The organism is Mycobacterium sp. NGS16, assembly GCF_059813225.1.
The window spans coordinates 1-21,963 of record NZ_JCALEE010000007.1; the positions used below are offsets into that span (position 1 = coordinate 1).

Below are 21,963 nucleotides of genomic sequence, written 5' to 3' on the forward strand. Positions count from 1 at the left end.
GTATCGTGAGCGGGCTGCTGTGGGCCCTGAGGCCCGCACGGCGTCGCCGTCCGGCGTCGAAAGACCAATTCTGCTGCGGGATCCGCCGCTGGACTCTACCGTTAAGCCTTGGCTAAGGGGGCTAACAGGAGGATCCCAAGTGCGCGCTTTTCAATGCGTTCCCGTCATCGCCGGCCTCGCAACCGCCCTGATCGGAGGCGCCCCGGCGGCATCGCCGGTGGCCAGCGCGCACGCGGCCGCGGTCTCCCTGACGGGCAACGGTACGTCGCTCGGGGACGGCGTGGCGTTCCTCATGGGCGGAACCGGAATCCCGCAGCCGCCGCAGACCTACCTCGATGCCGTCAACGATCTGTTCTTGAGCCCGCATGGATTCGGTGGCGAGTTGGTGTCGCTGTTCACCCCGGAGAACGTCAGCGACACCTCGCGCGCGGTCGGCCTGCAGATGCTTGAGAATGCGGTGGCTGAGCGACTCAACAGCGGAGAGGTCGACGCCGACCATCCGATCGTGGTGTTCGGCTACTCGCAGAGCTCCTCGATCTCCGTGGGGCTGATGCAGTGGCTTGCCGAGCACGAGGTGTCGAACGATCTGGTGCGGTTTGTCTTGATCGGCTCGCCGGCTACCAGCGCCATCCCCACCGACCTGTATCACACCGACGTCTACAACTACGAATACGACCCGGTCGCTTTCAAGCCGACCTACTTCAACCCGCTGGCGGACCTCAACTCTGCGCTGGGCTTCATCTACGGGCACTCGGTGTATCTGAGCGCGACACCCGAGCAGATCGCGAACGCGATCGAGCTGCCGACCTCGGACCCTGACTCGCTGACCACCTTCCACATGCTGCCCTCCGAGATCTTGCCGCTGCTGGCGCCGCTGCAGTTGCTGCCGATTGTCGGAATGCCGCTCTATGAGCTTCTGGAGCCTGTCACCCGGATCCTGGTGAATCTCGGCTACGGCAGCATCGACCATGGCTGGCCGCCGGGGGACGTCGACGTGGCGGCGGGCTCGGGGCTGTTCCCGCCCGACATCGATTTCGGTGAGCTGCTCACTGCCTTGGGCAAGGGTGTAGTCGACGGGATCAACAACTCCATCGCCAGCTTGTTCGACCCGGACACCTACACGATTTACTCGCTGCAGGAGAACCCGTCGCTGGCCGGAATCGTTAACGAGGGATACCTCGCGGGCTACCTCGACTCCCCGCACCCGTCGCTGGAGGAGGCCCTGACCGGCCTGTTCAACTTCCTGACGGCGTTCACCGACACCACCCCGTACGAGATGCCTGAGCCGGTCGATCTACTCGGCTAAGCGGTTTTGCCTCGGAGAATTTGTTCGATCCGATCCAACAGCGCGTCGGGGTCTTCGTTGGCGGCGTCTTTCCAGGCGACGAGTGCGTTGGCGAGGTTGATCGGCTGGACGGTCAGGTGCAGGCCGAGCAGGACCGTCTGGACGTCGGTGTTGTCCGAATCCGCGGTGTGGTAGGCGATCTCGGATTGTAGCGACTGGCCGTTGACCGGGTTTGGGACGGTCTTGGGAGTGATCGACTCGATGTTCTCGCGGCGGATTTCGGTCCACTTTGACCCGGGGAGGGCTGACCGTAGGGCCAACGCCGACGAGCTGATGCAGAGCGGGCACCGGCGCCACATGCGTAGCACACTGACTACCGCCAATGGCATGACGCCCATCAGCAGGACGCCGACGAACCGAAGCCATGCCGGATTGCTTGGCTCGCGTCCGGCCGCAGTCCCGGCGACCCCCATGAGCGGGATCACGACGATGACCATGTAGGCGTTTCCCTCGAACCAGGGGGTGTAGCGGCAGATGATCTCGTCGGCTGTGCGGCGGAGCCCTGGACGGAAAATCCGACGCTGACCATATGCAATAAGTAGCGCCGTGCAGAGATTGACAACAGACCAATACCACTGCAGTCCCGCCCACATGGCCACCGGCAACAACAGGCACAGCGCTGCTGCAAAGGCGTATCGCAGCGCCGGCCCCCATGGGCCCCTTGTCTCGCAAGTTGTCACGGCCGGTCCTCCCGCGTTCTCCCCATCGGGGTGTAGCCATGGTCGCCGGTCGGCGCGCGACGCTGAGGCATGCTCAGCGGCATGATCAGTACGTCCGATTCCAGAGCGGAGTGTGCCATGTGGTTACGCGCCAACGTCCGAGTGACCGCGGAGGATCTGATCGATTCGGTCGAGGAGTGCGTCGGGGTCGTCGTCGGTGGCGTCTTTCCATGCGACAAGTGCGTTGGCGAGGTTGATCGGCTGGACGGTCAGGTGCAGGCCGAGTAGAACCGTCTGGATGTCAGTGCGCTCCGAACCTCCGGTGCGGTAGGCGATTTCGGTCTGCAACGACTGGCCGTTCACCGGATTAGGGACGATCTTGGGGGTGATCGACTCGACCTGCTCGCGCCGGATTTCCGTCCACTTAGAGCCCGGCGTGGCCGGCCGCAGAGCCAACGCCGATGGGGAAATGCACAGCGGGCAGCGGCGCCACATGCGTAGGGCACTGAATAACACCAACGGCATGACACCCATCAGGAGGATGCCACCGATCTGAAACCACGCTGGATAGCCGGGATCTCGGCCCGCCGCAGCCATAGCCACACCCATGAGCGGAATCACGGTGCCGGCCATGTAGGCGTTTCCCTCGAACCAGGGGGTGTAGCGGCAGATGATCTCGCTGCCTGTGCGGTTAAGTCCCGGCCGGAAAATCCGCCGCTGGGGGATGATGATGGCGAGCGCCGCGCACACAATGCCAAGCGTTCCGTACCAAGGGAATCCGACCCAGACGTCCGCTATTGCTAATAGCAGGAGGAAACCGCCGAAGGCGTAGCGGACTACCCGTGCCCATCGACCTTTCGTCCCGCTAGCCGCCATCAGCAGCCGTCTCCAGTTCTGCCCACCGGAGCGCCGCCCTCATTGCCGCTGGGTGCGCGACCAGCGGCGACCGGTCGGACCGCTAGCCAGATGTCCTCCCGCGGAACCGGTGAGTCTTGTAGGGCGGTCACCGTCAGCTGCGCGATCAGCGTCTCCTGTTCGGTTGTGATGATCCGGGATCGGGACATGCTGTCGAGAATCCCGAGTTCGTGGCTGATCTGCATCGCGAGTAATCCCGATGCACCGGGTCCCTCGGTGGCGGCAGCGAGTTCCCGGCGCAGTCCATGAGACCCGGGTACCGACTGCAGCTGCTGCTCGGACAACATGGCGAATACCTCACCGGCGTCGAGTGATGCCTCGACGTGATGCAGCGTCAAGACCGCGTTGGCGCAGAACCGGTCGATGCGCGGATCGCTGCGGCAGACCCATACGCCGATACCGACGGCGGAATCGAACGGTTCCCAGTTCGGCGGGACGTCCACGTCCATGGCAAAGCCGTCGAACCGGTCGACCGGGGCCACCGCAACGCGGTTCTGGGCCATAAACTCATCGAATCGCACGGTCCGCGCGCCTATCCGAATCCGAATAGTGACTTCGCGTCACGCGCGACGCTACCCACCGCATCTGTGACCGGATGCCACACCGCTTCGACGCTCTTGGACGCCAGCATGGCGGTGCCAGCACCGACAACGGCGCCGACCACCATTCCGGTGGCCGTTCCCGCCCCCGGGACTACGGAACCGGCCAACCCACCGAGTTGAGCGCCCGCCCAGAGACCCGCCGCGACGCCGACACCCTCGCGCGTGACCGCCTCGGCAACCGAGTTTCCGTCCTGAATGTCGGACATCACCGCCGGGACCGCACTGGCCACTCCAACCACCCGAGCAACTCGGGAGAAGCCCTTCAGCTCAACGCCGCCGACCGTCGGGTCTTTAAACCACTTCAACAAGCCGGGATCAGGTGCACCGGGGCCCGTGGTGGGGCCCTTTGCGATCACGTTGAGCGCGGCCTGGCGCACCCCGTCGGCAGTACCGCCGGCGATGGCACCTTCCCCTGCGATCAGTACGTCTTTCAGCGGCGGGACGAACCCGGGTATCTCGCCCGCGGCGCTGCTTTGCGGCTCGGTGCGCGGCGAAGTCGCTTGACGGTCACGCGGCAGTGTCGTGTGGGGCAGGCCGGCTGCAGCTGCGCCACCGTCAGCGCCTTCTTCTGGGAAGCTGAGGCGCTCCAGCCCGGCGGTGGCGGCGGCGAGATCGCGGGCGATCCCGGCCTCGGCGTTGACCAGGTTGTTGAGGCGGCTGCGGAGCGCGCTGACGTGGCCGTCGGCGGCCTGCTCGCGCGCGTCGCGTTCCGCGGTGGGGCTGTAGCAGGGCAGCGTGTCGGTGAGGGTGTAGTCGTCGTCGACGTTGAAACCGTCGGAGAGGGCGGCTTCCACCGCGGCAAGCACCGACTGTTTGTTCGCCTCCTGCTGGCCGTAACACCGCTGGGCTATCTCGTCGGCTGCCCGCAACTGATCCGCCGGCGTTCGTACCTTGACCGCATCGGCCGCGGTGCGGTCCTGCATGCCGTGGGCGGCGCTGCCCTCCCAAATTGTTCCTCCAGGGCGCATCGACGCCGTGCGAACTTCGGCGAACGCACTCTCCCAGCCGTCGGCAAGCCGGGACCAGTTCTCACCGCACGTCTTGAGGAATTCCCAGCTCGCCGCTCTTAGCACGGAAAGCGACGGCCAACCGTTGCTCAGCGTCATCGGTGGCTACCTCGGTAGGCCAAGCCCGCCGGCTCCGCCGTCGCCGCTCGGGGAACCGCCTGGCGCACCCGAGCCCACTGCGGCCAACGCCGCTGCACCGCCGTCGTCCATCGCCTCGTAATCGCGCGCCGCCGCGGTGAGCTCGGCCGCTGTCGCGTGCATCCGGCTGCCGAGAACCATGCCGACCCGGTTCGCACCGGCGCTGACGGCCGTCGCCGCCGCGCTGCTGGATTGCCACGAAGGCGCCGCCACCGTCGGTAGCGTCACCGCGACCTGACCGGCCAGGACGTCGCAGCGCTGCGCCCGCGCGCGCAGCCCTTCGGGCACGACGCGAAGCCCCGGTGTAGTCACGAAAGAAGGCTAACGGTATCGGAACGTCGGGCCAATTCACCGACGGTCTCAATCGAACAGCGTGGCGCAGCTGTGCTGTCGCTCCAGATCCAGCAGTACTCGTTTGCGGTCGATCCCCCCGCCGTAGCCGGTCAGGCTGCCGTTGCTGCCGATGACGCGGTGGCACGGCACGATGATCGAGATCGGGTTGCGGCCGTTGGCCAACCCGACCGCCCGCGAGGCCGTCGGCGCGCCGATCTGCATGGCCAACTGCCCATAGGAGCGGGTCTGGCCGTAGGGGATCGTCAGCAATGCGGTCCACACCCGACGCTGAAACTCCGTTCCGGCCATCTCGTAGGTCAGGTCGAACTCGGTGAGTTCGCCGGCGAAGTACGCCGCGAGTTGCTCGACCACGTCGGGGAATGCGGCGTCGTCACGTCGCCAGCCGGTGCGGTCGGGGGCGTGGGAGTGGTCGAGCATCAGCAGATGGCTCAGCTTGCCGTCCTTGCCGGCCAGGGTGAGCGGCCCGATCGGGCTGTCGATGGTGCGTTGGCAGGTCATGCGATCTCCTTGGACGTCGGGGGCCAGTCGTTGACGGCGTGATCGAGCGCGGCCCACAGCTGCTGGGTGGCATACGACCGCCACGGACGCCAGCGGGCAGCGTGGCGGGTCAGCGCCCGCGGCTGTTCCGGCAGCCCCAACTGCCGGGCGGCCACCTGCACGCCCAGGTCGGTTACCGGGAACGCATCGGGATCGCCCAGGGCGCGCATGGCGATGACCTCCGCCGTCCAGGCGCCCACCCCGGGAACTTCCAGCAGCGTGTGCCGGGCCCGGTCCCAATCGCAGCCCGCGCCCAGGGCGATGTCGCCGTCGGCCAGCTTCGCGACCAGGGCAAGCAGCGTGCGCCGACGCGCCCCCGGGAGCGCGAGCTGGTCGGGATCGATGCCGGCGAGGCGCTCCACCGACGGAAAGACGTGTGTCAGTCCGCCGGCCGGATCGTCGATCTGCTCCCCGTGGGCAAGCAGCAGCCGGCGGGCGTGGGTGCGGGCTGCCTTGATCGACACCTGCTGGCTGAGCACGGCCCGCACCGCCAGTTCGGCCTCATCGACCGTCCGTGGAATACGTTGACCCGGCGCCTTTTTCACGAGCGGCGCCAATGCGGGGTCATCGGTGAGGGCGTCGACGACCGCTTCGGGATCGGCGTCGAGATCCAGCAGCCGCCGGCAGCGGGTGATGGCGGCGGTGAGGTCCCGGAAATCCTCGAGCACCAGCCGGCATCGGACATGATCGGCGGCCGGACTCAAGCCGACTATGCCGTTGCCGTGCGGTAAGCGCAGCGTGCGCCGGTAGGCACCCCCGCGTACCTCTTCGCAACCGGGAACCGCGCAGGCCGCCAGATGGCCGAAGACGCCTTCGAACGCGAACGGGGTGCGCACCGGCAGCCGCAGCGTCAGGGCTCCCGGAGCGTTCTGGTCGGACACGATGCTCGGCCGGGTGACTGCCCGTTGCCGCAATGCTGTCGGGGTGGCGGCGTACACGGCGCGGACGGTGTCGTTGAACTGCCGGATGCTGGCGAAGCCCGCCGCGAACGCCACGTCGCCCAACGGCAGCCCCGTGGTCTCGATCAAGACCCGGGCCGTCTGCGCCCGTTGAGCACGGGCCAAGGCCAGCGGCCCGGCCCCGACCTCGTCCTGCAGCAGGCGCTGCAACTGGCGGGCGGAGTAGCCGAGGTGGCCGGCAAGGCCGGCCACCCCCTCCCGGTCGACCGTGCCGTCGGCGATCAAGCGCATCGCCCGGCCGACGACGTCGCCGCGGATGTTCCATTCCGGAGAACCCGGCGCGGCATCCGGTCGGCAACGTTTGCAGGCCCGGAAGCCGGCCCGGTGCGCCGCCGCCGCGCTGGGGTAGAACCGCACGTTGCGCGCCAGGGGCGGGCGCACCGGGCAACTGGGCCGGCAATAGATCCCGGTGCTCAGCACGGCCGTGTAGAACCAGCCGTCGAAGCGGGCGTCGCTGGACTGCACGGCACGGTAGCAGCGGTCGAAGTCCTCGTGCACGTTGTAACCATGGCACGCGCCGGCCGATGACACTAGCGGAAATGCGACACGATAGTGCCCGACCGGCGGCGCCCCCGGGGCTACCATCTGGGCGTGACGGCACTGGTACAGCGGTACTTGGACGGGATCCTCGCCGAGCATGCCGACGTGAGTGTCGGCGCCCTGGCCAGCTACATTCCCGAGCTGTCCCGGGTCGACCCGACGGGCTTCGGACTGTCACTGTCGTCCTCGGACGGTCACGTCTACGAATCCGGCGATGCCGGTGTGCAATTCACGATGCAGTCGATATCAAAACCGTTCACCTACGCCCTGGCGCTCGACCAGCTGGGGCAAGCCGATGTCGATGCGCGGGTCGGGGTGGAGCCCTCCGGTGAGGGATTCAACAGGATCAGCGTCGATCAGGTCACCAATGTTCCGAAAAACCCGATGATCAACGCCGGCGCGATCGTGGCGTGCTCCTTGATCCCGGGCAAATCCGCCGACGACCGATTCGGGCTGATCCGCGAGTTCTACAGCGCCTGCGCCGGTCGCGGCCTGGACTTCGACGAGGACGTCTACCGCTCCGAGAAGGCCAGCGGCAGCCGCAATCGCGGGATCGCCTATCTGCTGGACAGTTTCGGCGCGCTCGGCGCTGACCCCGACGACGCCCTTGATGTCTACATCCGGCAGTGCTCGCTGAAGGTGACCAGCACCGATCTGGCCCGGATGGCCGCGACGCTGGCGCGGGGCGGGTTCAACCCGCTGACCGGCCGGCAGGTGACCGACGCGGCGGTGGTGCGGCGCACGCTGTCGGTGATGGTGACCTGCGGGATGTACGACGCCGCCGGCGAGTGGGTCAGCGCGGTCGGTATGCCGGCCAAGAGCGGTGTGGCCGGTGGCATTGTGGCGGTGCTGCCCGGCCAGCTCGGGATCGGCGTCTATTCGCCGCGGATCGATGCCAAGGGCAACAGTGTGCGTGGGGTACTGGTGTGCCGCAGCCTTTCCCAACAGCTGGGTCTGCACTTTCTGACCGTGAGCAGCGAAGCCCATGCAGCGATTCGCGGCGTGTACACGCCGCGACCCGGCGTCCGCGTCTACGAGGTGCACGGCGATCTGCTGTTCGCCGGAGCCGAACAGGTGGCCCGCACCGCCACCCGCGAATGCGCCGACTTCGACACCGCGATCCTGGACGTCTCGCGCCTGCATACGATCAGCGATCCGGCCCGCGCCCTGCTCGCCGGGCTGGCCAACGATCTGCAAGGCCTCGGCAAGCAAGGTCTGCTCGTCGATCCCGCCGGCGCGGTCACACCCGACCCGGCAGCCTACGACGCGCTGGTATTCGCCACGATCGAGGATGCGCTCGCCTCGACGGAGCAGCGGGCCGGATAGCGCCGGCTACAGCGGACCGGCCAGCAGGGTGGGCTGGTCATATCCGCGCAGCACCACCGAATCGCCCAGCACCCAATGCGCCTGCTCACCGACGCTGGAGGCCAACATCGTCTGCGCCGTGGTCAAGAGCGGGAGGTGCCGGGTTTTGGCCAACTCACACAACCGAGCGGCTTCGTTGACCGGTTCGCCGATGACGGTGTATTCGAAACGTTCTTTGGCGCCGACATTTCCGGCGACGACCTGTCCGGACGCCACGCCGATACCGGCCCGGATCTCCGGCACCTCATCGGCCAGTCGATACAGAATCCCGCGAGCGGCGGCCAGCGCTTCATCTTCGGGCTGATCGAGGTGGTTCGGCGCGCCGAAGATCGCCAGGGTGGCATCACCCTCGAACTTGTTGATCAGTCCGCGATGGCGATCCACCTCGTCGACGACCACCGCGAAGAACCGGTTGAGCAAGGTGACGACCTCGGTCGCCGCCTTGGCGGTCACGATCTGCGTCGAGCCGACGATATCGACGAAAAGGACTGCGACATGGCGTTCTTCGCCGCCCAGTTGGATTCGGTCGCGTTCGGCGGCGGCGGCGACCTCGCGCCCGACATGGCGCCCGAACAGATCACGCACCCGTTCGCGCTCGCGTAACCCGTGCACCATCGCGTTGAAACCGCTCTGCAGCTCACCGAGTTCGGTGCCGTCGAACACCACCAGATCGCCGCGCAGGTTGCCTTGTTCGACGCGCTTGAGCGCGGCCCGCACTACCCGCACCGGAGCAGCGGTGAGCCAGGACAGAATCCACATCAGTAGGAATCCGAACACCAGGGTCGCAACCGAAATGATCAGTACCGCAATGCCGAACTGGGTCATGGTGAGGTTTTTCAACACCAACGCGAACATCGCCGTCAGTGCGATGCCCAGGACCGGAACACCCGAGCTGAGCAACCACACCATCATGGTGCGGCCCATGATGCCCGAGACGAACCGTCGCGGCGGCCGCCCGGCGGCGAGTGCCTGCGCGGCCACCGGCCGCAGCGCGAACTCGGTGAACAAGTAGCAGGCCGTGGCGACCTGGATGCCGCAGATGCCCACGGTGAACGCCACGATCGGAATGAAGATGCTGTTCTCCAACCCGTAGAGCAAGGTGAACAGCACCGCAGCCACGCCCCAGAGCGCGAGCACGACCTGCGACACCCGCCAGGGCGCCAGGAAGGCGTTGCGCTCATCCACCCGGCTGGGTTGTTGCTCCTTGATCGCCCAGCGCAACATCATGATGGTGCGCCGCGTGATCCAGTAGGTGCCGAAGACCATCGCGATCACCACGTAGGCCGGAACGACCCCATAGGTCAGCCATGCCGGGGCATCGGCGAACACGCTGGGCGTCGGGAAGGCCACCGTCACCAGCATTACCGCCACGCCGATCCCGAGCAGATTGGTCACCACGATGACCACCGTCATGATGAACTGGATGCGAATCCTGCGCAGGTACTGGCTTTCCGAGACCCTGCCCAGCAACCAGGAGCCGTATTCGGGTGTCTCCGGGAGCCGGCCGCTCTGGCGGGTCAGCAGCTCCAGGATCCGGCCCAGCCGTTGCGCGGTCGTCTTTGGCGGCTTCATCGTGGCGTAAGAATAATTCCTCGGGGCTGCGCCTAAGGTGGTTCGGATGCGACTCGTGATCGCCCGATGCACCGTCGACTACGTCGGCCGGCTCACCGCGCACCTGCCGTCGGCTCGCCGGCTGCTGCTGCTCAAGGCCGACGGATCGGTCAGTGTGCATGCCGACGACCGTGCCTATAAGCCGCTGAACTGGATGAGCCCGCCATGCCGGCTCACCGAGGAAGCCGGCGGCGAGTTCCCGGTGTGGGTGGTGGCAAATAAGAGCGGTGACCAGTTGCGGATCACCATCGAAGAGATCGAACACGACTCCAGCCACGAGCTCGGTGTCGACCCGGGACTGGTGAAAGACGGTGTGGAAGCTCAACTGCAGGCGCTGCTCGCCGAGCACGTCGAGCTGCTCGGCGAGGGCTACTCCCTGGTGCGCCGGGAGTACATGACCGCGATCGGCCCGGTGGATCTGCTCTGCCGGGACGCCCAGGGACGGTCGGTCGCTGTGGAGATCAAACGGCGCGGCGAGATCGATGGTGTCGAGCAGCTAACCCGTTATCTGGAACTGCTCAACCGGGACACGCTGCTCGCGCCGGTGAGCGGTGTGTTCGCCGCCCAGCAGATCAAACCGCAGGCCCGCACGCTGGCAACCGATCGCGGTATTCGTTGTCTGACATTGGATTACGATGCGATGCGCGGCATGAACAGCGACGAATACCGCCTGTTCTGATTACCGGGCGGAATAGAGGGCAAAACGTGCACGTTGGAGCCGTCCATGGCAATCGATGATCTGTTCCAGCCGCTGACGGTGCGCGCGCTTACCGTGCCGAATCGCTTCGCGATGGCGCCGATGACCCGGCAGGCATCGCCCGGCGGAATCCCGGCCCCGACGTCGCCGAGTACTACCGGCGGCGCGCCGCCGGCGGTGTCGGCCTGATCATCACCGAAGGTATCCGGCTGCCTGACCCGGCCGCCGGCTACCCGTTCAGCGTGCCGACGATCGCCGGCGACGACGTGCTCGCCGGGTGGACCCGGGTGGTCGATGCCGTGCACGCCGAAGGTGCCACGATCGCCGCCCAGCTGTGGCACCAGGGCGTGCAGCGCGACGATGCTGACGGTGTGGTGCCGGTCGGCCCGTCGGGTATCGACGGGCGCGGTGAGCCACGCGGCCGGGCGCTGCGGACCGACGAACTCCCCGTGGTCTCGGAGCTGTATGCGCGCAGTGCCGCCACCGCGCGAGACATCGGCTTCGACGCGGTCGAGATCCACGGGGCGCACGGCTACCTGTTGGACCAATTCTTCTGGGAGCGAACAAATCGGCGCACCGACGGCTATGGCGGAACGCTGGCCGCGCGGACCCGGTTCCCGGCCGAGGTGATCGCCGCGGTACGTGCCGCGGTGGGTCCGGAGTATCCGGTCATCTTGCGCTTTTCGCAGTGGAAGGGCACCGACTACAGCGCGACTATCGCCGACGACCCGAGCCAGTTGCAGGAACTGCTGACGCCGTTGGTCGAGGCGGGTGTCGACGTGCTGCACCCCTCAACGCGCCGGCACTACGTTGCGGCGTTCCCCGACCATGACGCGGACCTGAGCCTGGCCGGATGGACCAAGAAGGTCACCGGGGTGCCGGTCATCGCGGTCGGATCGGTCGGGCTGGAGACGCAGTTCCGCAGCGAAAAACGGGGCGAGGTGATCCAACCTGCTCCCGTCGACCGACTGGTCGAGCAGTTCGAAGCCGGGGAGTTCGATGTTGTGGCGATCGGACGGGCCCTGCTTGCCGACCCGACCTGGGTCAACCGTCTTCGCCGGGGGGAGCTGGACGGGTTCGGCGGGTACGACGCCGCTGTCGCCCTGGCTGGGCTGGCCTGACCGGTATGGCTCGTCGCCGGAGCCCGTCACCCCGGCCGTTGCCGCTCTCGCAGCGCATCGAGACCGGACCCGACGGGTATGAGTACGTCGTGGCTGCGATCGCGGGCTCGCGGGCCGTCAAGGTCTACCGGTGTCCCGGATGCGATCACGAGATTCGCACCGGCATCGCGCACGTGGCGGTGTGGCGCGCCGACTCCACCCAGGGAGAGGACCGACGGCACTGGCACACGCCGTGCTGGGCGCATCGCGCCACCCGGGCTCCGACCCGCAAGTGGTCGTGATCGCCGGGGGTCAGTGCGCTGCGGCGGCCTTGGCGTCGGAGGCCGGCTCGACCAACTCGACCAGCACCCCGCCGGCGTCCTTGGGGTGGATGAAGTTGATCCGGGAGTTCGATGTGCCCCGCCGCGGAGCGTCGTAGAGCAGCCGCACACCCTGCTCACGCAGCCGCTCAGAGAGCGCGTCGATGTCACTGGTCCGATAGGCGAGCTGCTGCAGCCCCGGGCCACGCTTGTCCAGGAACTTCGCGATCGTCGACGTCTCGTCGATCGGGGCCATCAGCTGAAGCTGGGCACTGCCGACCGGGGCGCCGCGCACCGCCAGCATCGCCTCGACGATGCCCTGCTCCTCGTTGACCTCCTCGTGCAGCACGATCATGCCGAGCTGGTCGTGGTACCACTTCTTGGCCGCTTCCAGGTCCGGCACGGCGATGCCGACGTGGTCGATCGCCGTCACCAGCGCCGAAGCCAGGGCGGGACGGACCTCGAAAGAGTCAGCGACGGATTCGGTCGTCATAAGAGCAACGGTAACCTGAGCGGAAATATCGCGCTGCGCCGATCCGCCTAGATCGGCCACCCACACCCGCCTGGGAGGTAGTCATGACGACATCGGTGATCGTTGCTGGAGCACGGACCCCGATCGGCAAGCTGATGGGTTCGCTGAAGGATTTCTCCGGCAGCGACCTGGGTGCGATCGCCATCGCCGGGGCGTTGGAGAAGGCGAAGGTGCCGGCCTCGCTGGTGCAGTACGTGATCATGGGCCAGGTGCTGACCGCGGGAGCGGGCCAGATGCCGGCCCGGCAGGCGGCGGTGGGTGCGGGCATCGGCTGGGACGTCCCGACGCTGACCATCAACAAGATGTGTCTGTCGGGGATCAACGCCATCGCCATGGCTGACCAGCTGATCCGCGCCGGCGAATTCGACGTGGTGGTGGCCGGCGGCCAGGAGTCGATGTCCAAGGCCCCGCATCTGCTGATGGACAGCCGGTCGGGCTACAAGTACGGCGACGTGACCGTGCTGGACCACCTCGCCTACGACGGCCTGCATGATGTGTTCACCGACCAGCCGATGGGTGCGCTCACCGAGCAGCGCAACGACACCGACAAGTTCACCCGCGCCGAGCAGGACGAGTTCGCGGCCGAATCGCACCGCAAGGCCGCTGCCGCGTGGAAGGACGGCGTGTTCGCCGACGAGGTGGTGCCCGTGAAGATCCCGCAGCGCAAGGGGGATCCGCTGGAGTTCACCGAGGACGAAGGCATTCGCGCCAACACCACGGCCGACTCGCTGGCCGGGCTCAAGCCGGCGTTCCGTAAGGACGGCACCATCACCGCGGGCTCGTCGTCGCAGATCTCCGACGGTGCGGCCGCTGTGGTGGTGATGAGCAAAGCCAAGGCGCAGGAGCTGGGACTGGACTGGTTGTGTGAGATCGGCGCACACGGCGTGGTGGCCGGGCCGGATTCGACCCTGCAATCTCAGCCGGCCAACGCCATCAAGATGGCCATCGCCCGCGAGGGCATCTCGGTCGACCAGCTCGACGTGGTCGAGATCAACGAGGCTTTCGCTGCGGTGTCGCTGGCCTCCACCCGGGAGCTCGGGGTGAATCCCGAGGTCGTCAACACCCATGGCGGGGCGATCGCGGTCGGGCATCCGATCGGGATGTCCGGCGCGCGGATCACGCTGCACGCCGCCCTCGAGCTCAAGCGGCGCGGCTCGGGCTACGCGGTGGCCGCGTTGTGCGGTGCCGGCGGCCAGGGTGACGCGCTGATTCTGCGTGCCGGATAACGGTGTCCCTACGGTTGCGTAGGTTGCTGGAGCGGCGGTATTCGCGCCGTCGAAATCGGGGTGTGATTTTGGTCATACTAGGCGCGAGCAGTGGTTGCACCGGCCCGGAATCAGCCATCGGCGCCGTGGCCGCGGCGGCGTGACACACTTGACGGCGTGACTCGTCCTCGACCCCCGATCGGCCCCGCGTTGGCCGGAGCAGTGGATTTGTCCGGTCTCAAGCAGTCGGCGCAGACCAGCGGTGCCGGTGCGGACGGTTCGGCTCCGCCGGGCGCCACCGAGATCACCGAGGCCAATTTCGAAGAGCAAGTCCTGGTCCGATCCAACCAGGTGCCGGTGGTGGTCCTGCTGTGGTCGCCGCGCAGCGACGCCTGCGTCCAGCTAGCCGACACCCTGGCCGGTCTGGCCACCAGCGACGGCGGCACGTGGTCGCTGGCCACCGTCAATGTCGACGTCGCTCCGCGGGTGGCCCAGGTGTTCGGTGTGGACGCGGTGCCCACCGTGGTGGCCCTGGCCGCCGGCCAGCCGATCACCAGCTTTCAGGGCGTGCAGCCCCCCGACCAACTGCGCCGCTGGGTGGACTCGCTGGTGTCCGCCACCGCGGGCAAGCTCACCGGCGGCGGCGATGCCGAGCAGCCGGCCCAGGTCGACCCGGCGCTGGCGCAGGCCCGCGAACAACTCGACGCCGGTGACTTCAGTGCGGCCCGCGACTCCTATCAGGCGCTGCTGGATGCCGACCCCAACCACGGCGAAGCTAAGGCGGCGCTGCGCCAGCTCACCTTCCTGGAGCGGGCGACCGCCCGCCAGCCGGATGCGCCCGCGCTGGCCGACGCCGCCCCGGACGACATCGAGGCCGCCTTCGCCGCCGCCGACGTGCAGATCCTCAACCAGGACGTCACCGCGGCCTTCGATCGGCTGATCGGATTGGTGCGACGGACCTCCGGCGACGAGCGCAGCACGGTGCGGACCCGGCTGGTCGAGCTGTTCGAGCTATTCGACCCGGCGGACCCGGAAGTGGTCGCCGGCCGGCGCAACCTGGCCAACGCGCTGTATTAGGCCGGCGCCAGCCACAGGGCGGACAGGGCCGGCAGCACCAGCACTGCCGAGGCGGGCCGGCCGTGCCACGGGTCGTCGGTGGCCTGCACCCCGCCCAGGTTGCCCGCCCCCGACCCCCGGTAGGCCACCGCATCGGTGTTGAGTACCTCCCGCCACCGGCCCGCGCTCGGCAGCCCCAGGTGGTAGTCGGTGTGTTCAACCCCGGCGAAGTTGAACACGCAAGCCAGCACTGAACCATCGGAGCCATAGCGCAGAAAGCTCAGCACGTTATTGGCGGAGTCGTTGGCGTCGATCCAGGAGTAGCCGCGCGGGTCGGCGTCCTGACTCCACAGGGCGGGCAGCGCACGGTAATGGGCGTTGATGTCGCCGACCAAGCGCAAGATGCCGGCGGAGTAGCCGTCGGCCTCGCGTTCCGGGTCGAGCTGGAACCAGTCGACGCCGCGCTCGTTGCACCATTCGCTGCGCTGCCCGAACTCCTGACCCATGAACAGCAACTGTTTGCCGGGGTGTGCCCACTGATAGGCCAGCAGGGTGCGCAGCCCCGCCGCCTTGCGATAGTCGTCGCCGGGCATCCGCGACCACAGCGTGCCCTTGCCGTGCACTACCTCGTCGTGGCTGATCGGCAGCACGAAGTTCTCGCTGTAGGCGTAGAGCATGGAAAACGTCATGTTGTGGTGGTGGTAGCTGCGGTGCACCGGGTCATGACCGAGATAGGCCAGCGTGTCGTGCATCCAGCCCATATTCCACTTCATCGAAAAGCCAAGGCCGCCAAGGCTGGTGTCGCGGGTGACGCCCGGCCAAGAGGTGGATTCCTCGGCGATGGTCACGATGCCCGGCGCGACCCGGTGGGCCGTCGCGTTCAGCTCCTGCAGGAACTGCACCGCCTCCAGGTTCTCCCGGCCGCCGTAGACGTTGGGGGTCCAGCCGCCCTCCGGCCGGGAATAGTCCAGGTAGAGCATCGATGCCACCGCGTCCACCCGCAGCCCGTCGACGTGAAACTCGGTCAGCCAGTACAGCGCATTGGCCACCAGAAAGTTGCGCACCTCCGGCCGGCCGAAGTCGAAGACGTAGGTGCCCCAGTCGAGCTGTTCACCGCGTCGCGGATCAGCGTGCTCGTAGAGCGGGGTGCCGTCGAAGCGCCCGAGTGCCCAGTCATCCTTGGGGAAGTGCGCCGGCACCCAGTCCACAATCACACCGACACCGGCACGGTGCAGGGCATCGACCAACGCCCGGAAATCGTCCGGCGTGCCGAAGCGTGCCGTCGGGGCGTAGTACGACGTCACCTGGTAGCCCCACGACCCGCCGAAAGGGTGCTCGGCAACCGGCAACAGCTCTACGTGTGTGAAACCATGCTGCACAACGTATTCGGTCAGCTCTACGGCGAGACGACGATAGTCGAGGCCCGGCCGCCAGGAGCCCAGGTGCACCTCGTAGGTGCTCATCGGCTCGGTCACCGGGTCTCGCCGGGCGCGCTGCGCCATCCAGTCGGCGTCGTTCCAGGAGTAGTCGCTGCGGGTTACCCGCGACGCGGTTCGCGGGGGCACCTCGGTGGCGAAGGCGAACGGATCGGCACGGTCGCTGACGGTGCCGTCGGCGCCGTGGATACGGAACTTGTATAAGCCGTCGGCGGGGAAGTCGGGCCAGAACACTTCCCAGACTCCGGAAGACCCCAACGCCCGCAACGGTGCGTCATTGCTGTCCCAGCCGTTGAAGTCACCGATCAGGCCGACGCCGGTGGCGTTGGGCGCCCACACCGCGAACGACACGCCGGACACCTCGCCGCGGGGCGTTGCGACCGTGCGGTGATGAGCGCCCATCACCTCCCAGAGCTGTTCATGGCGGCCTTCGGCGAACAGGTGCAGGTCGATCTCGCCCAGGGTCGGGGCGAAGCGGTAACCGTCCGCGACCGTGTGGATTCCGGTGGGCTCGGCGAACTGCGCGGCGTCGGGGTAATGCACCTCGAGGCGGTAGTCGGCCAGGTCGGTCAGCGGCAGGGCTGCCGCGAACAGTCCGGAACCGAGGTGGCGCATCGGGAACCGGTCAGCACCGACGAGCACCACGATGTGGCGTGCGCGGGGCCGCAGCACCCGAACCACGGTGTGGTCACCATATTCGTGAGCGCCCAGGACCGCATGCGGATCGTGGTGCTCACCGGCGAACAGCCGCGCCAAGTCCGCGCGTTCGGGCGCGAGGTGTCGGGTCATCATGTTCACCGGCGGCGCAGCAGTTCGGTGCGGGCCTGCGCCGTGATCGGCGGCATGTTGACGATGTGGGCGACCGCCCGCGCCGGGTCCAGGCGCACCCAGTTCTCCTGCCCCCAGTGGTAGTCCTCACCGCTGATCTGGTCACGGACCCAGAACCGTTGGTAGTCCTGCATTCCCAGCGCCCACATATCCAGCCGCAGCGTCGCGTGCTCGGGCGTGAACGGGTTCAAGGTGACCACCACCAGCACGGTGTCGCCGGTGTGCGGATCGAACTTGCTGTAGGCCAGCAACGCGTCGTTGTCGATCGAGTGGAAATGCACCGTGCGTAGCTGACTCAACGCCGGATGCATCCGGCGGATCTCGTTGAGCCGGGCAATAAACGGTTCCAGTGACCTGCCCTCAGCGACAGCGGCGGCGAAGTCACGAGGACGCAGTTCGTACTTCTCCGAGTCCAGGTACTCCTCGCTGCCCGCGTGCAGCGCGCGGTCTTCGAACAATTCGAAGCCGGAGTACACCCCCCACGCCGGTCCCAGGGTGGCCGCCAGCACCGCGCGGATGGCGAACATCCCGGGCCCGCCCGACTGCAAGCTGGCGTGCAGGATGTCGGGGGTGTTGACGAACAGATTCGGTCGGCGGTAGTCGGCCAGTTCGGCGATCTGCTGGCCGAACTCGGTCAGCTCTGCCTTCGTCGTCCGCCACGTGAAGTAGGTATAGGACTGGGTGAAGCCCAGTTTGGCCAGTCCGTACTGGCGCGCGGGCGGGGTGAAGGCTTCGGATAGGAACAGCACGTCGGCGTCGATGTTCTTGACGGCCCCGATCAGCCAGATCCAGAAGTCCGGTGGCTTGGTGTGCGGATTGTCGACCCGAAAGACCTTGACCCCGTGAGCTATCCAGAACCGGACCACCCGTAGCACCTCGGCGTAGAGCCCGGCCGGATCGTTGTCGAAGTTCAGCGGGTAGATATCCTGATACTTCTTCGGCGGGTTCTCGGCGTAGGCGATGGTGCCGTCGGGTAGCGCGGTGAACCACTCCGGATGCTGGCCGACCCAGGGGTGATCCGGTGCGCACTGCAGCGCCAGATCCAAGGCGACCTCGAGGTTCAGCCGCCGGGCTGCCGCCACGAAGTCGTCGAAGTCGTCGATGGTGCCGAGGTCGGGGTGCACCGCGTCGTGACCGCCCTCGGCGCTGCCGATGGCCCACGGCGAACCGACATCACCGGGCTCGGCCGTCGCGGAGTTGTTGCGGCCCTTGCGGTGCACCCGGCCGATCGGGTGAATCGGCGGCAGATAGACCACGTCGAAGCCCATCTCGGCGATCCGCGGCAGTGCCGCCGCCGCGGTGGCGAACGTTCCGTGCACCGGACGGCCGTCGGCATCCCACCCGCCGGTCGAGCGGGGGAACATCTCATACCACGCGCCGCGGCGGGCCAGCGGCCGATCCACCCACACCTGGTACTCCGGGCCCGGGGTGAGCAGGTCGCGCAGCGGGTGACGGGCCAGCAGCTCGTCGACCTCGGCCGAGAGTGCCGGGGCGGCCCGGGTCGCCGGGTCGCCGGGCGCGCGCAGGGCGGCGGCGGCCGCCTGCACCGGCCGGCGCTGTGCGGGCGGCATGGCGGCCGCGGCACGGTCCAGCAACCCGGCGCCGATCACCAGGTCGTTGGAGAGTTCGGCTTCGCCCTGGCCGGCGTCGAGCTTGGCGGTCACGGCGCTGCGCCAGCTCGCCACCGGGTCGCTCCAGCCCTCCACGCAAAACGTCCACAGCCCGACCGCGTCGGGGGTGAAGCTGCCGTGGAACACGTAGGCGTCGAACCCGGTCTCCATCCGGATGCACAGTGGCGTGCTGGACGCGTGCTCGTCCGGCGGCTCACCGGGTTGCGGATAGTGCCGTCCGAGGTAGCACACCACCAGGGTCGCGGCGACCGCGTCGTGGCCTTCCCGCCACACGGTGGCCTTCACCGGCACCGTCTCGCCGACCACGGCCTTGGCCGGGTAGCGGCCGCACGAGATGACCGGTTCGACGTCGTCGACCTCGACACGACCAGGCACGCACACTCCGTTCGTCGTGGGGCTGTCGGTGCCCACGGTAATGGGCTGCCGATGGCGACCGGCACGACACGGCCGGTTCGCCACCGCCGACCCTTCGGGCCAACTCCGGCGAGCCTCGCTGGACCGCCGTAAGGTAGTGACGCGTGAAAGCACTCCGCCGGTTCACCGTTCGTGCACATCTTCCCGACCGGCTGCGGGCACTTGAGCAACTCTCGATGAATCTGCGCTGGTCGTGGGAGCAGTCGACGCAGGAGCTGTTCGCCGCCATCGACCCGGAGCTGTGGGCCGGATGCGGCCGGGATCCGGTGGCGCTGCTGGGCGCGGTGAGCCCGAACCGGCTTGACGAACTGGCCGCCGACGAGGCATTCACCGGGCGGCTCGACTCCCTGTCAGCCGAGCTCACCGAGTACCTGACGCAGCCCCGGTGGTATCAACACCAGCAGGACAGCGGCGCGGCACTACCTGCGGGCATCGCGTACTTCTCCATGGAGTTCGGTGTCGCCGAGGCGCTGCCCAACTACTCGGGAGGCCTGGGCATCCTGGCCGGGGACCACCTGAAGTCGGCGTCGGATCTGGGCGTGCCGTTGATTGCGGTCGGGCTGTACTACCGCTCCGGATATTTCCGCCAATCGCTGACCGCTGACGGCTGGCAACGGGAGACCTATCCGTCGCTGGACCCGCAGGGGCTGCCGCTGCGGCTGCTGGCCGACGCGGCGGGCAATCCGGCGTTGATCGAGGTGGCGCTGCCGGGGGTGGGCCGGTTGTGCGCGCGGATCTGGGTCGCACAGGTCGGCCGGGTACCGCTGTTGTTGTTGGACTCCGACATCGGCGAGAACGAGCACCAGTTGCGCGGCGTCACCGACCGGTTGTACGGCGGTGACCAGGAGCACCGGATCCGCCAGGAGATCTTGGCCGGGATCGGCGGGGTGCGAGCGATCCGGGCGTTCACCGCCCTCACCGGCATGCCCGCCCCCGAGGTGTTCCACATGAACGAGGGCCACGCCGGCTTCCTCGGAATCGAGCGCATCCGTGAGCTGATCGCCGAACAAGGCCTGAATTTCGACACCGCGCTGGCGGTGGTGCGCTCGGCGACGGTGTTCACCACCCATACCCCGGTACCGGCGGGTATCGACCGGTTCGGAATCGACATGGTGCGGCGCTATTTCGACGGCGATGCGCTGGTCGCCGGGGTCCCGGTCGAACGGATCCTCGAGCTGGGCGCCGAAGACGATTCCGGCATGTTCAACATGGCCCACATGGGTCTGAGGCTGGCCCAGCGGGCCAACGGCGTCTCGCGGCTGCACGGCCGGGTCAGCCGGGCCATGTTCAACGGCCTGTGGCCCGGTTTCGACGCGGACGAGGTGCCGATCGGCTCGATCACCAATGGCGTGCACGCTCCCAGTTGGGCGGCTCCGCCGTGGTTGCAGCTCGGCCGCGACCTGGCCACCGCGGATTCGTTCAGCGAGCCCGCGGCCTGGCAGCGTCTTCAAGAAGTCGATCCCGTTGCGCTGTGGTCGATCCGCTCGCAGCTGCGGTCGTTGCTGGTCGACGAGGTCAGGTTGCGGTTGCTGCAGTCCGGTCTGGAGCGCGGCGCCTCCGAGGCCGAATTAGGCTGGATTGCAACGGCATTCGATCCCAATGTGCTGACTATCGGTTTTGCTCGCCGGGTGCCGACCTACAAGCGGTTGACGTTGATGCTGCGCGACCCGGACCGGTTGGAGCAGCTTTTGCTCGACGAGCATCGCCCGGTGCAGCTGATCGTGGCCGGCAAGTCCCATCCGGCCGACGATGACGGCAAGGCGCTGATCCAGCAGGTGGTGCGCTTCGCCGATCGCCCGGAAGTACGCCATCGGGTTGCGTTCCTGCCCGACTACGACATGTCGATGGCGCGGCGGCTCTACGCCGGATGCGATGTGTGGCTGAACAATCCGCTGCGGCCGCTGGAGGCGTGCGGCACCTCGGGAATGAAGAGTGCGCTCAACGGCGGGCTGAACCTGTCCATCCGTGACGGTTGGTGGGACGAGTGGTTCGACGGGGAGAACGGCTGGGCGATCCCGACCGCCGACGGGGTGGCCGATGAGAACCGCCGCGACGATTTGGAAGCCGCGGCGCTCTACGACCTGCTGGCGCAGTCGGTGGTCCCGAAGTTCTACGACCGCGACGAACGTGGCGTACCGCCGCGCTGGATCGAGATGGTGCACCACACGCTGCAGACGCTCGGGCCGAAAGTGCTGGCCTCGCGGATGGTGCGCGACTACGTCGAGCGGTGCTACGCCCCGGCGGCGCAGTCGATGCGGCGCACCTGCGAACCGATCGACGGGGTGCCCTACGGTGCGGCGCGACGGCTGGCCGACTACCGCCGGCGCGTTCAGCGGGCCTGGCCGCAGATCGAGATCACCGACGTCGACAGCACCGGACTGCCCGACACCCCGCTGCTGGGTTCGGAGCTGACGCTGACCGCCACGGTTCGGTTGGCCGGCCTGGGGCCCGACGAGGTGACGGTGCAGGCGGTGCTGGGCCGGCTCGATTCCGGTGACAGTCTGCTGGAACCGGCCACCGTGGTGATGACACACGAGCGCACCGGCGCCGATGGAACCGAAGTGTTTTCGACGACCACCCCGCTCCCGGTCGCCGGTTCGGTGGGCTACACCGTGCGGGTGCTGCCGAGCCACCCGTTGCTGTCCGGCGATGCCGAGCTGGGCCTGGTCACGTTGGCCACCTAACCGCGCTTAGCGCGAGCAGACATGAAAG

The 21,963-nt window shown here is 67.7% G+C and carries 18 protein-coding genes and 1 pseudogene; 8 read left to right on the forward strand and 11 right to left on the reverse strand.

Annotated features, from left to right (window positions below; genetic code table 11):
- The first annotated feature begins 139 nt into the window (after positions 1-139).
- Positions 140-1,306, forward strand: a complete 1,167-nt coding sequence (locus AC5Y4Q_RS15915; protein WP_235664014.1) for a PE-PPE domain-containing protein — start codon at positions 140-142, stop codon at positions 1,304-1,306.
- On the opposite strand, the gene AC5Y4Q_RS15920 is transcribed toward AC5Y4Q_RS15915, so the two are convergent.
- From AC5Y4Q_RS15920 to AC5Y4Q_RS15950, 7 genes are all read right to left on the reverse strand, one after another.
- Positions 1,303-1,782 carry a hypothetical protein gene (locus AC5Y4Q_RS15920; RefSeq protein WP_419179770.1) on the reverse strand — a complete coding sequence of 160 codons (480 nt, stop codon included), beginning with the start codon at positions 1,780-1,782 and terminating at the stop codon, positions 1,303-1,305. The genes AC5Y4Q_RS15915 and AC5Y4Q_RS15920 overlap by 4 nt on opposite strands.
- 366 nt (positions 1,783-2,148) lie before the next feature.
- Positions 2,149-2,880, reverse strand: coding sequence for a hypothetical protein (locus AC5Y4Q_RS15925; RefSeq protein WP_125225989.1), 732 nt, complete (start codon positions 2,878-2,880; stop codon positions 2,149-2,151).
- Positions 2,880-3,440 carry an LpqN/LpqT family lipoprotein gene (locus AC5Y4Q_RS15930; RefSeq protein ID WP_125225988.1) on the reverse strand — a complete coding sequence of 187 codons (561 nt, stop codon included), beginning with the start codon at positions 3,438-3,440 and terminating at the stop codon, positions 2,880-2,882. Before AC5Y4Q_RS15930 ends, AC5Y4Q_RS15925 begins: the two co-directional genes overlap by 1 nt.
- Before the next feature lie 11 nt (positions 3,441-3,451).
- The gene (locus tag AC5Y4Q_RS15935; RefSeq protein ID WP_235664013.1) at positions 3,452-4,627 is read right to left on the reverse strand and encodes a hypothetical protein; all 1,176 of its coding nucleotides are present in this window, start codon (positions 4,625-4,627) and stop codon (positions 3,452-3,454) included.
- Positions 4,628-4,633: 6 nt separating this feature from the next.
- Positions 4,634-4,978, reverse strand: a complete 345-nt coding sequence (locus AC5Y4Q_RS15940) for a hypothetical protein (RefSeq protein ID WP_125225987.1) — start codon at positions 4,976-4,978, stop codon at positions 4,634-4,636.
- Between the two features lie 48 nt (positions 4,979-5,026).
- On the reverse strand, positions 5,027-5,518 hold the full coding sequence (locus tag AC5Y4Q_RS15945) for a methylated-DNA--[protein]-cysteine S-methyltransferase (protein ID WP_064921353.1): 492 nt from the start codon (positions 5,516-5,518) through the stop codon (positions 5,027-5,029).
- Positions 5,515-7,014, reverse strand: a complete 1,500-nt coding sequence (locus AC5Y4Q_RS15950) for a DNA-3-methyladenine glycosylase 2 family protein (RefSeq protein ID WP_125225986.1) — start codon at positions 7,012-7,014, stop codon at positions 5,515-5,517. The genes AC5Y4Q_RS15945 and AC5Y4Q_RS15950 overlap by 4 nt, the downstream gene beginning before the upstream one ends.
- A gap of 93 nt (positions 7,015-7,107) precedes the next feature.
- Here AC5Y4Q_RS15950 and glsA point away from each other — a divergent pair, with 93 nt between their 5' ends.
- Positions 7,108-8,382, forward strand: coding sequence for a glutaminase A (gene glsA, locus AC5Y4Q_RS15955; RefSeq protein WP_064921355.1), 1,275 nt, complete (start codon positions 7,108-7,110; stop codon positions 8,380-8,382).
- A 6-nt stretch (positions 8,383-8,388) separates the two neighbouring features.
- Here the strand turns inward: glsA and AC5Y4Q_RS15960 are convergent, their stop codons facing one another.
- A complete protein-coding gene (locus AC5Y4Q_RS15960; protein WP_064921356.1) occupies positions 8,389-9,993 on the reverse strand; it encodes an adenylate/guanylate cyclase domain-containing protein in 1,605 nt (534 codons plus the stop codon).
- 46 nt (positions 9,994-10,039) lie between these two features.
- On the opposite strand from AC5Y4Q_RS15960, the gene nucS reads away from it, so the two are divergent.
- From nucS to AC5Y4Q_RS15975, 3 genes and pseudogenes are all read left to right on the forward strand, one after another.
- On the forward strand, positions 10,040-10,711 hold the full coding sequence (gene nucS / locus AC5Y4Q_RS15965) for an endonuclease NucS (RefSeq protein WP_064921357.1): 672 nt from the start codon (positions 10,040-10,042) through the stop codon (positions 10,709-10,711).
- Positions 10,712-10,756: 45 nt separating this feature from the next.
- Positions 10,757-11,850: pseudogene (locus AC5Y4Q_RS15970) on the forward strand (NADH:flavin oxidoreductase).
- 5 nt (positions 11,851-11,855) lie between these two features.
- Positions 11,856-12,131 (forward strand): Rv1322 family protein, encoded by a 276-nt coding sequence (locus AC5Y4Q_RS15975; protein ID WP_064921359.1) that lies wholly within the window; start codon positions 11,856-11,858, stop codon positions 12,129-12,131.
- A 10-nt stretch (positions 12,132-12,141) separates the two neighbouring features.
- On the opposite strand, the gene mce is transcribed toward AC5Y4Q_RS15975, so the two are convergent.
- Positions 12,142-12,642 (reverse strand): methylmalonyl-CoA epimerase, encoded by a 501-nt coding sequence (gene mce / locus AC5Y4Q_RS15980; RefSeq protein ID WP_064921360.1) that lies wholly within the window; start codon positions 12,640-12,642, stop codon positions 12,142-12,144.
- Positions 12,643-12,725: 83 nt separating this feature from the next.
- Between mce and AC5Y4Q_RS15985 the strand changes: the two genes are divergently transcribed.
- Together AC5Y4Q_RS15985 and AC5Y4Q_RS15990 are read left to right on the forward strand one after the other, a co-directional pair.
- A complete protein-coding gene (locus AC5Y4Q_RS15985; protein WP_125225984.1) occupies positions 12,726-13,907 on the forward strand; it encodes an acetyl-CoA C-acetyltransferase in 1,182 nt (393 codons plus the stop codon).
- Positions 13,908-14,063: 156 nt separating this feature from the next.
- Positions 14,064-14,963 (forward strand): tetratricopeptide repeat protein, encoded by a 900-nt coding sequence (locus tag AC5Y4Q_RS15990; protein WP_064921362.1) that lies wholly within the window; start codon positions 14,064-14,066, stop codon positions 14,961-14,963.
- Here AC5Y4Q_RS15990 and glgB read toward each other — a convergent pair.
- Both glgB and AC5Y4Q_RS16000 read right to left on the reverse strand, forming a co-directional pair.
- Positions 14,960-17,170, reverse strand: coding sequence for a 1,4-alpha-glucan branching protein GlgB (gene glgB / locus AC5Y4Q_RS15995; protein ID WP_499959615.1), 2,211 nt, complete (start codon positions 17,168-17,170; stop codon positions 14,960-14,962). The two genes, AC5Y4Q_RS15990 and glgB, sit on opposite strands and share 4 nt — an antisense overlap.
- A gap of 2 nt (positions 17,171-17,172) precedes the next feature.
- Complete coding sequence (locus tag AC5Y4Q_RS16000) at positions 17,173-19,218, reverse strand: alpha-1,4-glucan--maltose-1-phosphate maltosyltransferase (protein WP_185746699.1); 2,046 nt, start codon at positions 19,216-19,218, stop codon at positions 17,173-17,175.
- Between the two features lie 137 nt (positions 19,219-19,355).
- Here AC5Y4Q_RS16000 and glgP point away from each other — a divergent pair, with 137 nt between their 5' ends.
- Positions 19,356-21,935, forward strand: coding sequence for an alpha-glucan family phosphorylase (gene glgP, locus AC5Y4Q_RS16005; protein WP_499959616.1), 2,580 nt, complete (start codon positions 19,356-19,358; stop codon positions 21,933-21,935).
- The last annotated feature ends 28 nt before the right edge of the window (positions 21,936-21,963 follow it).